This window comes from Enterobacter cloacae complex sp. P12RS, from assembly GCF_014895875.1.
Lineage (GTDB): Bacteria > Pseudomonadota > Gammaproteobacteria > Enterobacterales > Enterobacteriaceae > Enterobacter > Enterobacter bugandensis.
On record NZ_JADBQO010000007.1, the window covers coordinates 231241 to 245452 of the forward strand.

13 protein-coding genes and 2 pseudogenes are annotated in these 14212 nt (G+C 54.9%); 6 read left to right on the forward strand and 9 right to left on the reverse strand.

Annotated features, from left to right (window positions below):
- The first annotated feature begins 171 nt into the window (after positions 1-171).
- Both fumA and fumC read left to right on the forward strand, forming a co-directional pair.
- A complete protein-coding gene (fumA, locus tag IM284_RS04095) occupies positions 172-1818 on the forward strand; it encodes a class I fumarate hydratase FumA (protein WP_028012930.1) in 1647 nt (548 codons plus the stop codon).
- A gap of 137 nt (positions 1819-1955) precedes the next feature.
- Complete coding sequence (fumC, locus tag IM284_RS04100; RefSeq protein WP_047368424.1) at positions 1956-3350, forward strand: class II fumarate hydratase; 1395 nt, start codon at positions 1956-1958, stop codon at positions 3348-3350.
- Here fumC and tus read toward each other — a convergent pair whose 3' ends face one another.
- The 3 genes from tus to IM284_RS04115 all read right to left on the reverse strand — a co-directional run bounded on the left by tus (position 3351) and on the right by IM284_RS04115 (position 5933).
- Entirely contained in the window at positions 3351-4280 is a 930-nt protein-coding gene (gene tus / locus IM284_RS04105; protein ID WP_047368425.1) for a DNA replication terminus site-binding protein, read from the reverse strand.
- 73 nt (positions 4281-4353) lie between these two features.
- Positions 4354-5652 (reverse strand): two-component system sensor histidine kinase RstB, encoded by a 1299-nt coding sequence (gene rstB, locus IM284_RS04110; RefSeq protein WP_028012933.1) that lies wholly within the window; start codon positions 5650-5652, stop codon positions 4354-4356.
- Positions 5653-5681: 29 nt separating this feature from the next.
- Complete coding sequence (locus tag IM284_RS04115) at positions 5682-5933, reverse strand: tyrosine-type recombinase/integrase (RefSeq protein ID WP_080351196.1); 252 nt, start codon at positions 5931-5933, stop codon at positions 5682-5684.
- 35 nt (positions 5934-5968) lie between these two features.
- Between IM284_RS04115 and IM284_RS23710 the strand changes: the two are divergent.
- Positions 5969-6142: pseudogene (locus IM284_RS23710) on the forward strand (KilA-N domain-containing protein); the annotation flags it as partial.
- A gap of 6 nt (positions 6143-6148) precedes the next feature.
- Here the strand turns inward: IM284_RS23710 and IM284_RS04120 are convergent.
- Positions 6149-6535 carry a hypothetical protein gene (locus IM284_RS04120; protein ID WP_047368427.1) on the reverse strand — a complete coding sequence of 129 codons (387 nt, stop codon included), beginning with the start codon at positions 6533-6535 and terminating at the stop codon, positions 6149-6151.
- Positions 6536-6862: 327 nt separating this feature from the next.
- Here IM284_RS04120 and IM284_RS04125 point away from each other — a divergent pair.
- A pseudogene (locus tag IM284_RS04125) lies at positions 6863-7009 on the forward strand (DJ-1/PfpI family protein); the annotation flags it as partial.
- Between the two features lie 175 nt (positions 7010-7184).
- Here the strand turns inward: IM284_RS04125 and IM284_RS04130 are convergent.
- On the reverse strand, positions 7185-7445 hold the full coding sequence (locus IM284_RS04130) for a hypothetical protein (protein ID WP_047368428.1): 261 nt from the start codon (positions 7443-7445) through the stop codon (positions 7185-7187).
- 244 nt (positions 7446-7689) lie between these two features.
- Positions 7690-8406 (reverse strand): two-component system response regulator RstA, encoded by a 717-nt coding sequence (gene rstA, locus IM284_RS04135; protein WP_028012938.1) that lies wholly within the window; start codon positions 8404-8406, stop codon positions 7690-7692.
- A 128-nt stretch (positions 8407-8534) separates the two neighbouring features.
- On the opposite strand from rstA, the gene IM284_RS04140 reads away from it, so the two are divergent.
- On the forward strand, positions 8535-8870 hold the full coding sequence (locus IM284_RS04140; RefSeq protein WP_014883596.1) for a GlpM family protein: 336 nt from the start codon (positions 8535-8537) through the stop codon (positions 8868-8870).
- Here the strand turns inward: IM284_RS04140 and folM are convergent.
- From folM to ydgH, 3 genes are all read right to left on the reverse strand, one after another.
- Positions 8867-9589: a dihydromonapterin reductase gene (folM, locus tag IM284_RS04145; protein WP_041910292.1), complete on the reverse strand. Its 723-nt coding sequence runs from the start codon at positions 9587-9589 to the stop codon at positions 8867-8869. The genes IM284_RS04140 and folM overlap by 4 nt on opposite strands.
- Positions 9590-9628: 39 nt before the next feature.
- A complete protein-coding gene (locus tag IM284_RS04150; protein WP_047368429.1) occupies positions 9629-11011 on the reverse strand; it encodes an amino acid permease in 1383 nt (460 codons plus the stop codon).
- A gap of 184 nt (positions 11012-11195) precedes the next feature.
- Entirely contained in the window at positions 11196-12140 is a 945-nt protein-coding gene (gene ydgH, locus IM284_RS04155) for a DUF1471 family protein YdgH (protein ID WP_028012941.1), read from the reverse strand.
- 535 nt (positions 12141-12675) lie between these two features.
- Between ydgH and pntA the strand changes: the two genes are divergently transcribed.
- On the forward strand, positions 12676-14205 hold the full coding sequence (pntA, locus tag IM284_RS04160) for a Re/Si-specific NAD(P)(+) transhydrogenase subunit alpha (protein WP_028012942.1): 1530 nt from the start codon (positions 12676-12678) through the stop codon (positions 14203-14205).
- The last annotated feature ends 7 nt before the right edge of the window (positions 14206-14212 follow it).

Sequence of the window (14212 nt, forward strand, 5' to 3'; positions counted from 1 at the left end):
AACTCCGGGTATTAAAGCAATAAACTACGTGGAAGTAACCTGTGGATGTAAAAAGTCGTACTAGTCTCAGTTTTTGTTAAAAAATTGTGTAGGATAAGCTGACTCGCTTTTAAGCCGGGCAGCGGAACATCTGCCCTGAATAAACAGACCGAAGCAGTAAGTGAGAGAACAATGTCGAATAAACCCTTCCATTATCAGGATCCTTTCCCCCTCAGTAAGGATCAGACCGAGTATTACCTGTTAACCCGCGATCACGTCTCCGTCTCTGAGTTTGAAGGACAAGAGATCCTCAAGGTGGATCCGCAGGCGCTGACGCTGCTGGCGCAGCACGCTTTCCACGATGCCTCCTTTATGCTCCGCCCCGCGCATCAGCAGCAGGTTGCCGATATTCTGAGCGACCCGGAAGCCAGCGAAAACGACAAGTACGTTGCCCTGCAGTTCCTGCGTAACTCCGATATCGCGGCGAAAGGCATTCTGCCAACGTGCCAGGATACCGGCACGGCGATCATCGTCGGTAAAAAAGGCCAGCGCGTCTGGACCGGCGGCGGTGACGAAGCGGCACTGGCTCACGGCGTCTACAACACCTACACCGAAGACAACCTGCGCTACTCGCAAAACGCGGCGCTGGACATGTACAAAGAGGTTAACACCGGCACCAACCTGCCCGCGCAGATTGACCTTTACAGCGTCGACGGTGACGAGTACAAATTCCTCTGCATCGCCAAAGGCGGCGGTTCAGCCAACAAAACCTATCTCTACCAGGAAACCAAAGCGCTGCTCACTCCGGGCAAGCTGAAAAATTACCTGGTTGAGAAGATGCGTACCCTCGGCACCGCGGCGTGCCCGCCGTACCATATCGCCTTCGTGATTGGCGGAACCTCGGCTGAAAGCACGCTGAAAACCGTCAAGCTGGCCTCGACCAAATACTACGACGGCCTGCCTACTGAAGGTAACGAGCACGGTCAGGCGTTCCGCGACGTGCAGCTTGAGCAGGAGCTGCTGGAAGAGGCGCGTAATCTGGGCCTCGGGGCGCAGTTTGGCGGCAAATACTTTGCCCATGACGTGCGCGTGATCCGTCTTCCGCGCCACGGTGCCTCCTGTCCGGTCGGGATGGGCGTCTCCTGCTCTGCGGATCGCAACATCAAGGCCAAGATCAACCGCGAAGGCGTGTGGATCGAAAAGCTGGAAAATAACCCGGGCAAATACATCCCGGAAGCGCTGCGTAAAGCGGGTGAGGGTGAAGCGGTTCGCGTTGACCTGAACCGTCCGATGAAAGAGATTCTGGCGCAGCTTTCTCAGTATCCGGTCTCGACCCGTCTCTCCCTGAACGGCACGATCATCGTGGGCCGCGACATTGCGCACGCGAAGCTGAAGGAGCGCCTGGACAACGGCGAAGGGCTGCCGCAGTACATTAAAGATCACCCGATCTACTACGCGGGCCCGGCGAAAACGCCTGAAGGCTATGCCTCCGGCTCGTTAGGCCCAACCACGGCAGGGCGTATGGACTCGTACGTTGATCAACTGCAGGCCAACGGCGGCAGCATGATCATGCTCGCTAAAGGCAACCGCAGCCAGCAGGTGACGGACGCGTGCCACAAGCACGGCGGCTTCTACCTCGGCAGCATTGGCGGCCCGGCGGCGGTTCTGGCGCAGGGCAGCATCAAGAGCCTGGAGTGCGTGGAATACCCGGAGCTGGGTATGGAAGCGATCTGGAAAATCGAAGTGGAAGACTTCCCGGCGTTTATCCTGGTGGATGACAAAGGCAACGACTTCTTCAAGCAGATCCAGTCGTCCCAGTGTTCGGCGTGCGTGAAGTAAATTGAAAAAACCGGGTGGCGCAGCCGCCACCCGACATCAAAAAGAGCGCACAAAGCGCCATACCGTTTCTCAGAAGTCATCAATACTTATCCCTTAAGCATGTGAGCAATCCCTCTTTTGTTATCAAGGAGAAAGTAATGACCACGGTACGCCATGAGAAAGACTCGATGGGCGCCATCGACGTCCCGGCCGACAAGCTATGGGGCGCGCAAACCCAGCGTTCGCTGGAGCACTTCCGTATTTCGACCGAAAAAATGCCCGTCTCGCTGATTCAGGCGCTGGCGCTGACCAAACGCGCCGCCGCGAAAGTGAACCAGGATTTGGGCCTGCTGGACACCGATAAAGCCACCGCCATTATCAACGCCGCAGACGAAGTGCTGGCGGGCAAGCATCCTGACGAATTTCCCCTTGCTATCTGGCAGACCGGTTCCGGTACCCAGAGCAACATGAACATGAACGAAGTGCTGGCGAACCGGGCGAGCGAGCTGCTGGGCGGCGTGCGCGGCATGGAACGTAAGGTCCACCCGAACGATGACGTCAACAAAAGCCAGAGCTCTAACGACGTCTTCCCGACGGCGATGCACGTGGCGGCGGTAATCGCCATTCGCGAGCAGCTTATCCCGCAGCTCAACGTGCTCAAATCCACGCTTAACGAGAAAGCGCAGGCCTTCCGCGACATCGTCAAGATTGGCCGTACGCACCTGCAGGACGCCACGCCTTTGACGCTCGGCCAGGAGATTTCCGGCTGGGTGGCGATGCTGGAACACAACCTGAAGCATATCGAGAACAGCCTGCCGCACCTGGCGGAGCTGGCGCTCGGTGGGACGGCGGTCGGTACCGGGTTAAACACCCATCCAGAATACGCGGTGCGCGTGGCGGAGGAGCTTGCTGCCATCACCGGACAGCCGTTCGTCACGGCGCCCAATAAGTTCGAAGCGCTGGCGACCTGCGATGCGCTGGTCCACACCCACGGCGCGCTGAAGGGGCTGGCGGCCTCGCTGATGAAAATTGCTAACGACGTGCGCTGGCTGGCCTCGGGCCCGCGCTGCGGCATCGGTGAAATCAGCATCCCGGAAAACGAGCCGGGCAGCTCCATCATGCCGGGTAAAGTGAACCCGACCCAGTGCGAAGCCATGACCATGCTCTGCTGCCAGGTGATGGGCAACGACGTGGCCGTCAACATGGGCGGTGCGTCCGGCAACTTCGAGCTGAACGTCTATCGCCCGATGGTGATCCACAACGTGCTGCAATCTGTTCGTCTGCTGGCGGACGGGATGGAGAGCTTTAACGAGCATTGCGCGGTGGGGATTGAGCCCAATCGCGAACGCATCAGCCAGCTGCTCAATGAATCTCTGATGCTGGTCACCGCGCTCAATACCCATATTGGCTACGACAAGGCCGCCGAGATCGCCAAAAAAGCGCATAAAGAGGGGCTGACGCTGAAAGCCTCCGCCCTGGCGCTGGGCTATCTCACGGAGGCGGAGTTTGACGCCTGGGTTCGCCCGGAAGCGATGGTCGGCAGCCTGAAATAATCATCCCGCCACGTACAGGTGCAGCCGAGGAATAATCAGCTCTAGCGGCTGCGCCTGAGGTCTGTAACGGTGCTGAACATTGTCAGCATCGTAATTCAGCAGTTCCCCAATATCGGGTACCACCGCGCCCTGATCGGCATCGTAAAGCGCAATCAGCGGCGTCGGGCAGGCATACTGTACCTGCTTTTGTTGACCGGAATACCAGACGCGAGCGATAGGCTGCACCTTCACCGGGCGCTTTATCTTCAGGCGCGCATCCATCGGCAGCGAGGCGATGCTGTGGTACTCCTGCTCCAGGCGCTCAATCCACTGCTCCCGCGACCACGGCGCGACGGTGCGCGGCGTCTTCAGGCTTTTTTCCAGCTGGGCCAGAATCTCATCCCGGGTGAAGTTTTTAATGATGTGCTTATTCGCCCAGCCGAAGCGCAGCGTAGCGGGGTGACGCAGTACCGTCAGCGTCCGATAGGCATTCAGGGTAATCAGCCCCGGAAGCTGTCGGTGCACCCACTCAAACCGCGCGGCAGGGGCGAGGCCGGACTCTTCGGTGATGATCTTTTCAAAGGCCGCTTTCAGGGTGTTGATATGCGCAATCTGGCTTTCCAGCGCTTCGCGCGATGTCGCATCGGTTTGCAGGCAGATGACCCCCGGCAGGCGCACGGCGGCCTTGCTGCTGCGGTTTTCTGACTGCTGCTGGATAAACAGGCGACGATAGTGTTTTAGCGCCAGCTCAAGAGCCGCGCTGCCGATGTGCTGTTCGACCTCGATGGTGTCCAGTGGATCGTGCTCGGCTCCCTTAGCCACATCCGGCAGGGTAAAGACGCGCGCGGCCAGCAGGCGGCAGGCCTGCAAACGCTCGGTCAGGGTCAGGAGTTCGTGTTCTATTTCCCGAAACGTGCCGTTAAGCCGTTCGATGAGATCGTAGTTCGCCATAAACACTCTCATTAGTTACAACATACTTATCATATAGCACAGCACGCCGGGTCAGGCCAGCGTGCGGTTGAGGTCAGGCAGGGACGGGAAGGGCGATGTTATGGTACACCGGCCAGCTAAAACAGAAGCGTGCGCCGCCGAGCTCGCTCTCCTCGCAATGCACCGTGCCGCCCATCGCCTGCGCGATAGAGTAGACAATCGCCAGCCCCAGGCCGCATCCGCCGGTGGCGCGATCGCGGCTGGGATCGAGGCGGACAAACGGTTCAAACACGGTTTCTCGCGCTTCCGGGGCAATTCCCGGTCCGTCGTCCTCCACCGTCAGGCTGGCCCGGTTGCCCTGCAAATCCAGGCCAATCTGGAGCGTACTTTCGCTGTAGCGCATGGCGTTGTTCATCAGGTTGTCCAGCACGCGCTCCATCAGGCGCATATCGAGCGCGCCGTAGTCACCCGGCGTGACGCGCGTCAACAGCGTGCGCTGCGGGTTTACGCTCTGAACGTCATCAATGTGGGTTTGCAGCCAGGCGGGCAGATCCGGCGTGGTGAGGTTCAGCTCGTTTTGCGGGCGGTCGAGACGCGCGTAGGTCAGCAGCTCCTCAATCAGCGCTTCAAGCTGGCCAATGTCGCGGTTAAGCGCCTGATTCTCTGCCTCGGTCAGATTTTCGCTCATCTCCAGACGGTAGCGCAGGCGAACCAGCGGCGTGCGCAGCTCGTGCGCAATTCCGTCGATCAGCTGCTTCTTACTGGCGATCAGGGCGTTGATGTTATCGGCCATCTGGTTAAAGGCCACGCCCAGACGCTCAAAGCTGGAACCGCTGTCGAAATGAATGCGTTCGGTAAAATGCCCCTCACCAAAACGCTGCGCGGCGGATTCCAGCTTCAGCATGTCCTGCCAGTGGGGCCGCATCCAGATAAAGACCGGAAATGCGAGCGAAATGGCGATAAAGGCCATCAGCGCCATGTCCAGCAGGCGCATCTGGTGCAGATAATAGAGATAGGGCACCGGCCCGACGGCCAGCACGTAATGGCTGCGCGGAATGCGCTGGATAAAGGTGTATTTTTCATCCAGCGCAACGATGTCCCCGTCGCGCAGACGCTGCATGGCGGGCGGATCCAGATCGAAATCTTTCAACGGCTCGATGCGTAAATCGAATGACAGATTGAGATCCAGCTCTTTCAGGGTTTTCGCCCAGTCGTGTGGAGGGATCTCTCTTAGCTCGCTGCGCATCAGATAGAGCGAGCTTTTCATCAGATCGTCCAGCGACTGCCGGCCCGCACGTTCGGCGGTGAATTTATAAACCAGGCCGACCAGCATGGTCATCACCAGGAAGCAGACAAACAGTAAAAGATAAAACTGCACAAACAGCTTTTTCATTAAATATCACCGGGACATCAAGTAATTAACTACTTTGTTTTGACCTTCAGGGGCACTATAGGGGCATTTGCATATCCGCCAAAGCGCTGATTCAAAAATGGTACCTGATCGCTATCGAGAACATTTATCCTCGCAGAGTATACATGGAAGACCATCTCTGCATTCTTATCACCCATCTGATTCGCTATAAAAGCAGGATTAGCACCTGCCGACAACATCCAGCACGCGTATGTATGACGCAGCTGATAGGGGCGTCTGCGGCGAATGCCCGATCGTTTTATCGTTCGGTAGGCCTGTCTTCTCGTTCAGTTTTGAAGCAATTTCTCGGCTGAACAAGCTTGATCATATTATTAATACCGAAACGAAAGAGGTTAATCATTGCGCCAGCAAAATGGCCCGGTGGGAAGCTGGTGGTAGGAAACAATTTCTTCATGTGGCTCGTGAGTGGGTGATGAGCGCAGTTCAGATTTATTTGCCAGGCTTCAAATAGATAAAATTACTTCCTGTAAAGGTCGCCTTGACCGGACCTTGCTCTTTCCCAGATTTCATCATCAGAGAGTGTAGTTTCTATGAGTTCAATCGGTGCGCCATTGTCATTAATCATGGCAACAAAGAAACCGTCAATGGGCTCATAGGGACCAAGAATTACTTCTTCATCTTCGATAGCTCTTAGCAGGTTGTCCACTTTGAAGGCGACATGAGGCACAGTTTTTATCAAATTGTGGAGTGGAGAACTATCTTTAAATCTATGCCACTGCACACGAAACTGACCTGGGTTATCAACTGTATACATCCCGGCTTTTTCGCTGTATGCACCTTCAAAAACGCCATCCTGTAACGGGATGCCGAAGTGATGAAAAGTATACTTTACATTTGATTTCATTCTTATCTCGCTAACTAATTAATGACAATGTAATTGAGCATAGGATGTAACTACTGTGGGCAATCTACTAAATATAAACAACCAAAGAATACCATACATGAAATTCTTCCAACACGAGCGCATTTGTAAGTGGATTTAAAAGGGATATCCCTACAGCGGATAAATCACCTGCTATTCCCTTGAGTGGATAAATAGACGTTCATGACTTACAGCGACAGATGCATTAAACCTGTAAGGGAATCGATTTAACTGCTGGTAATTTTGAAATGTTCAATCTGATGCGAGCGTTTGTTTCTGAATGTGTTGAATTTTTTTACAAACTTATGCAGCAAGCGGTTTGGTTCAGTTTGTACGGGGGCATTACTCCTGGCGCTCACCGGAAAGCTAAATGGAAAAAGAGTGACCACGCATTGGGCATGTGCGAAAACCCTTTCCGCCAGGCATCCCCAAATAATCGTAGAGGCAGATGCGTTGTAACGAGCCGTTAATAGCTTTGCGAACGGGAGAGAAGCTATAGCCTTTCCAGTAAATTGCAGGTTTTCTGCACACTAAACTGCACAAACAGCTTTTTCATTGGATCTCACCGAAAAAACGCTATGTGCAGAATATACATGAAAACCCTTCGGGTTTTTCACGTCTGTTGAGCGTGTTATATGGCTTTCGCGCTGTTTTTTACCTTGGCGATGAGTTTTTCGGTCACGGCCAGGCCTTCCGCAATGTGCGTATCAATCACATCCGCCCCGTATTCGCTGATGAGATCCAGCAGTATTTCGTAAGACTGGATGAGTTCCAGCAGGTCAAAGAGCGCTTTTTGATCGGTGCGTGAGGGTGAGGTGTGGTTAAGGGTTGCCTGATTAACAATCCACTCAAGATTGGTTTTTATCGCTTCTACCTGATCGTAGCTATACATAATTCATGGGCTTAAATCCTCATTTCAAGATTTCTGGGAGCGATGTCGTGAAAGCTTCACGGCGAAAATGAGTAAAACGATCGCAAGAGCGGGATGAGCTGAAGAAAGGAGAGTCGAGAAGCTAATTATGGAATAGTTTGCGTGCTTAGCAAGTTAAATGTTGCGCAAACGTAAAAATAAATGCGCGAAAGGAGGGCGTTTTCGCGCAATGCCTTCAATTCGCGCAGATTATCCTATCCGACGATCAGGTTTCCCAGGCGTGTGGGGCGAACAGATAACCCTTGTTACGCACGGTTTTAATGCGGTAGGGCTCGGTGGCGTTATCCTGCAGTTTTTTGCGTAATCGCGAAATCGCCACGTCAACGCTGCGATCCATACCGTCATAGCTCACGCCACGGAGGTTTTTCAGCAGCGCGTCGCGGTCCATGATTTGCCCGGCATGCGTGGCCAGCTCCCAGAGCAGGTCAAAGTCTGCGGTAGAAAGGGCGATAAGCTCGCCGGAAAGCAGGACCTGGCGGTTAACCGGGTCAATAGACAGCGTACCGAAGCGCAACGCTTTGTGCGGCGTCAGGGACGGCGCGGGCGCTTCGCGTTCGATGCTGGCGTGCTGGCGCAAATGCAGGCGCAGGCGGGCCAGCAGGACGGCAGGCGGTGTGGTTTTCAGAATGTAATCATTGGCGCCCATCTCCAGCGACAGAATATGGTTCATATCGCTGTCCAGTGAGGTAAGCAGAACGATAGGACCATCCCAGCGGGCGCGCAGGTCCCGGCAGAGCGTCATGCCGTCTTTGCCTGGCAGCATGATGTCCAGCAGCACTAAATCCGGGTTTTCACGGACGACCACCTCTTCGGCACGATCGCCGCGAGGCTCAACAATGACGTCCATATCATGTTTACCCAGATAGGCGGCGATCAATTGCCCGACTTCGGGTTCGTCTTCAACATATACAATCTTATTCATACAGCGTCTGTTTTCGTGAAAAAAGCCAAAATACACCGCGGAACCTTAACCTTCCATTAATCTTTCAAAATTAACGCCGCTTCCGTTATTCTGACGTTTCTTGTTATTTGATTGTTATAGGAAAAAATATGGGGCTGGTGATCAAAGCCGCGCTGGGGGCGCTGGTGGTGTTACTGATTGGCATTCTGGCAAAAACCAAAAACTACTATATTGCCGGGCTGATCCCGCTATTCCCGACCTTTGCGCTGATTGCCCACTATATTGTGGCCTCTGAGCGGGGTACGGAAGCGCTACGCACGACCATCGTGTTTGGCATGTGGTCAATCATTCCGTACTTTCTCTACCTGCTTTCCCTGTGGTATTTCACCGGTTTTCTGCGGCTTCCCCTGGCGCTGGGCGGGGCAGTGGTCTGCTGGGGGCTCAGCGCCTGGGTGTTAATCTTCTTCTGGAGCCGCTTTCACTAGCGCAGCGGGCGGCCGCCGTCCACGGCAAAGGTTCTGCCGGTGACGTAGCAGCTGGTGAGCAGGTAATCCACCAGGTCGATCACCTCTTTCTCACCGGGCGCTATTTTCATGAGCGACTTATTCAGCGCCTGCTGGCGGTATTCCGCATCATCGTGTTCGTTAAACAAAATCATCGCCGGGGCGATGGCGTTCACCTTTACCTCGGGCGCGAGCTTGCGGGCAAAGGAGCGCGTCATGTTATCCAGCGCGGCTTTGCTGGCCGCGTAGGCGATATGCTTGTCGCTGCCGCGCTCTACCACATAATCGGTAAAGTGAATAATGTCGCCCGCCGCATGCCCGTGGCCGCGCAGCAGATCCTGCAGCGCGTGGTTAAGCAGATAAGGAGCGTTAACGTGGATCTGCAGCATGGCGGAGAGCGTATCGCTGAGGGACGTGCCGGGCTTCTCGGCACACCATGCGCTGGCATTATGGATCACGGCGCGCAACCCCGTCGCGGTGGATTTAACCTGTTCGGCAAAGGCCAGAATGCCTTCGTCGGTGGAAAAATCAGCCTGAATGCAGATCGCTCCGGCTTTGCGCAGCCCCTCAATCGACGGGTATTCCGTACGGTAGCTGACAATGACCGGATGGCGAAGGTTGAGAAAGTGATGGGCGAGGGCGAGGCCGATACGGCGGCCTCCACCGGTGATCAGTATTGGGCGAAGCGGTGCATTTCCCATCGTATTCTCCTTTACAGTTCAACAATGGGAAAGACAGTGCTATCCCATTAACATCCAGGTTGCCGGTACGGCAGCAACCAGTAACAGCCCGATTAAGGCCATTTCACGGCGTTTCAGCGCGTTCTCCAGCTGATGCGTGCGGCGGGCATAGATAAACACCAGCAGACCCGGCGCATACAGCACAACCGACAGCAGTAGATGCATCGGCCCGGAAGCATACAACAACCACAGGCCGTAAATACAGGCCCCTACGCCCACAACATAGTGCGCCGGACGCGTGGCGATTTTTAACAAATACGCACCCACTAAGAAATAGGGTACCAGAATCATCTCCGAGGCGATGGTCAGCAGGGTGTTATAGTCTGAACCTGTGAGCCAGATCAGCACCAGACAGACCTGAACGCTGATGTTGGTCAGCCAGAGTGAGGCTGATGGCGCATTATTATGATTTTGACGGGCAAACAGGCGTGGAAACGCCTTGTGCGTCGCGGCCAGGAACGGCACTTCAGCCGCCATGATGGTCCAGCTCAGATAAGCGCCGCAGACGGAGACGATCAGCCCTGCGGCAATCACCACGTCGCCCCACGGGCCGAGCATTTTCACCATCAGTCCTGCCATGGACGGGTTACGCATTTCGGCCAGTTCAGGACGCGCCACCACGCCCAGCGAAAGCAGGGTCACCAGCAGATACACGCCCAGCGCCGCCAGGACGGCCAGCAGCGTGGCGCGGCCCACATCGCGCTTATTACGCGCGCGGGCAGAAACCACGACGGCACCCTCAACGCCGATAAATACCCACAGGGTAATCAGCATCGTGTTTTTCACCTGCTCCCAGACCGGAACGCCCAGCGCGATGCCGCTGAAATCAAGCGAAAACACGTCGAGACGGAACGCAATGAAGGCCAGCACGATAAACAGGCCAAGCGGCACCAGCTTCGCCAGCGTCGCCACCAGGTTGATGCTGGCGGCGGTCTGGACACCGCGCAAAATCAGCCAGTGAACAATCCACAGCAGCACCGAGGCGCCGACGATAGACTGCCAGGTATTGCCGTCGCCAAACAGGCGCAGCTCAGGGGTATCGGTAAAGAAACTGAGTGCCGAGAAGACAATCACCAGATAAGAGACGTTGGCGATGACCGCGCACAGCCAGTAGCCCCAGGCGGAACAGAAGCCGATTAGCTCGCCGAAACCTTCACGTGCATAGGTGAAAATGCCGCCGTCCAGATCCGGGCGAATGCGCGTCAGCAACAGCATGGCAAACGCCAGCAGCAATATCCCGACACCGGTAATGCCCCAGCCAATGAGCAGGGCGGCAGGGCTTGCGACGGCCGCCATGTTCTGCGGTAAACTGAATACGCCCGCGCCCAGCATTGAGCTCAATACAAGTGCAGTTAAAGCACTCAGGCCAAGTTTCTTTTCCATTGGCTTCCTGTTATGAAAAGTCCCAATCCAGAATAATTATTTCGCTAAGGCGCATAAAAATGGTGGATCACACTAAGGCGCGGGATTTTACGGAGTGTAACGAAAGCATGCAATGATGTGTGGCAGATTTTCAAAAAAAGTAACAAAAAAGGCGGCATTGCGCCGCCTTTCGTCAACGGTTTTGTTACTTGTATAGATCGGCGCTGATGGTCACGTTGTTACCACGTTCCTGCCACTGGCGGGTGATGTGGTAATACTTCGCCCCTTTCTTCGCCGCACGCTTCGCGACCTGATAAGAGACTTCCGTCATATTGCCGTAGTTGCCGGTAAACTTGATGCTGTCGAACGGCACCATCTGCGCGGCAGTGGCTTTGTTCAGCTCTTCAATTTTGGTGCCGTCCGGCAGCGTCACGGAGTAACGGCCACCTTTCGTGGACTGCGTTTCAAAGAAACGGCCCACTTCAGCGCTTGGTGCCGCAGAGGTCGCTACGCCCGGAATTTCAACTTTCTTCGCTTCTTCGCCGCCTTTGGCTATCGCCGCGCGACCCGCTTCAGAATCCGCAGGGATGGCATCCGGGCTCTGCAGAACGCGTTTTTTCGCATCTTCTTTGTAGATGAATGCGGTAATGCGCTGGTTGCCGCCCTGGTTAGCATCCACCTGACGCACGATATAGAAAGAGTAGGCACCTTTCTCTTTCGCGGCTTTGGTGATGGCATCGTTCACTTCTGGCTGGCTGCGATAGAAGCCCTGAACGGTAACGGTGTCGTAAGGTTCCAGCTCAATGGCCTGGTCTTTCGGCAGCTCAACGATACCGTTGATCACGCGGTTTTTCGGCGCGTCAGCCTTTGGTGCATTATCTTTATACAGCGCAATGGTCACGCGCTGGTTACCGCTGTTGCCGTAATCGGACTGGTCAACTACGTAAAACGAGGCCGCCCCGTTTTTATCCGCGGCTTTTGATGCGGCGGCGACGGCATCGCCAATAGAATTATAACGACCCACAATGACCGTATGGTCAAAAGGTTTTAACGCTGCCGCTTGCTCTGGCGTTAACTCTGTTGCGGCATTCGCAGACAGGGCGGTCGCACAGAGAAGTGCGGACGCCAGGAGTGTGTTCTTAAGCTTCATAAAAATAATCCTTCGCCTTGCGCAAACCATGTACTGGTATTGTTGTTTATTTGAGACGGCCCCGATTATGGCATTTAAAACCCGTCGCTGTCTGCGCCATTTTTCACTGCCTGTGCTCACTCAATTACCGAATTCGATAACATTTAGTGATATGTTGAAAAAACAGGCGTTTGACAAGCAAAACTGATAAAGCATATGACTTTTACAAGTTAATTTAATGTTAATAACTTGTTCTCTTATGGCGCTATATCATGTTTTTACCGCTTCGCTTGCGCGATTTATCGGTTCTGGCGATGAATTTAAGGTAAATATCACTGTCAGTGACGCCGATCGCTTATTTTTCACAGATAAAGTAAGAAATAGTGTTTTCTGGCGGTAGATCACAAGCGCTATTTTCAGTAGGTTATAGACAGTTTGTTACTGTTTTATTTTGCGGGGTTACTCATTTCTCGTCGCTATCATGCTGGCGAAAATTGATACAAACCGCGGGCATTTATCGACAAACCATCATCAAAAACCGATGGAAGGGAAAACTATGCGTATTGGGGTACCAAAAGAACGGTTAGCCAATGAAACCCGCGTAGCGGCAACACCGAAAACGGTGGAGCAACTGCTTAAACTGGGTTTTACCGTCGCGGTTGAAAGCGGCGCAGGCAAGCTGGCGAGTTTCGATGACGAAGCCTTTATTCAGGCTGGCGCGGAAGTGGTGGACGGTGCTGAAGTCTGGCAGTCGCCCGTGATTCTGAAGGTCAACGCGCCGGAAGAGAGTGAGATTGCGCTGCTGAATCCAGGCACCACGCTGGTGAGCTTCGTCTGGCCTGCACAAAATCCTGAACTGATGGAGAAGCTGGCGGCCCGTGGCGTGACCGTGATGGCGATGGACTCCGTGCCGCGTATTTCGCGCGCGCAGTCGCTGGATGCGCTGAGCTCCATGGCGAACATTGCCGGCTACCGCGCCATTGTTGAAGCAGCCCACGAATTTGGACGCTTCTTTACCGGCCAGATCACCGCGGCGGGGAAAGTCCCACCGGCGAAAGTGATGGTGATTGGCGCGGGTGTGGCGGGTCTTGCCGCAATCGGTGCGGCAAACAGCCTGGGCGCTATCGTGCGCGCGTTCGACACCCGTCCCGAAGTGAAGGAACAGGTTCAGAGCATGGGGGCCGAATTCCTTGAGCTGGACTTTAAGGAAGAAGCGGGCAGCGGTGATGGTTACGCGAAGGTGATGTCCGAAGCCTTTATCAAAGCCGAAATGGAACTCTTTGCCGCGCAGGCGAAAGACGTCGACATTATTGTTACCACCGCGCTTATTCCGGGTAAACCGGCGCCGAAGCTGATCACCCGCGAGATGGTCGACTCCATGAAGCCGGGCAGCGTGATTGTCGACCTGGCGGCGCAAAACGGCGGTAACTGCGAGTATACCGTTGCCAATCAGGTGACCACGACCGCTAACGGCGTGAAGGTGATCGGCTATACCGACCTGCCTGGCCGCCTGCCAACCCAGTCGTCTCAGCTGTACGGCACCAACCTGGTTAACCTGCTGAAGCTGCTCTGCAAAGAGAAAGACGGCAACATCACCGTCGATTTTGACGATGTGGTGGTGCGCGGCGTTACCGTCGTTCGCGAAGGTGAAATTACCTGGCCTGCGCCGCCTATTCAGGTTTCAGCCCAGCCCCAGGCTGCGCCAAAAGCGGCACCCGAGCCAAAAGAACCGGCAAAACCGGCTTCTCCGTGGCGCAAATACGCCATCATGGCGCTGGTCATTATTCTGTTCGGCTGGCTGGCTGACGTCGCGCCGAAAGAGTTCCTCGGCCACTTTACCGTCTTCGCACTCTCGTGCGTTGTGGGTTACTACGTGGTGTGGAACGTCTCCCATGCGCTGCATACGCCGCTGATGTCGGTGACCAACGCTATCTCCGGGATCATCGTGGTAGGGGCGTTGCTGCAGATTGGACACGGCGGCTGGATCAGCTTCCTGAGCTTTATCGCGGTGCTGATCGCCAGTATCAATATTTTCGGTGGTTTCACCGTGACTCAGCGCATGCTGAAAATGTTTCGTAAAGGCTAAGGGGTAG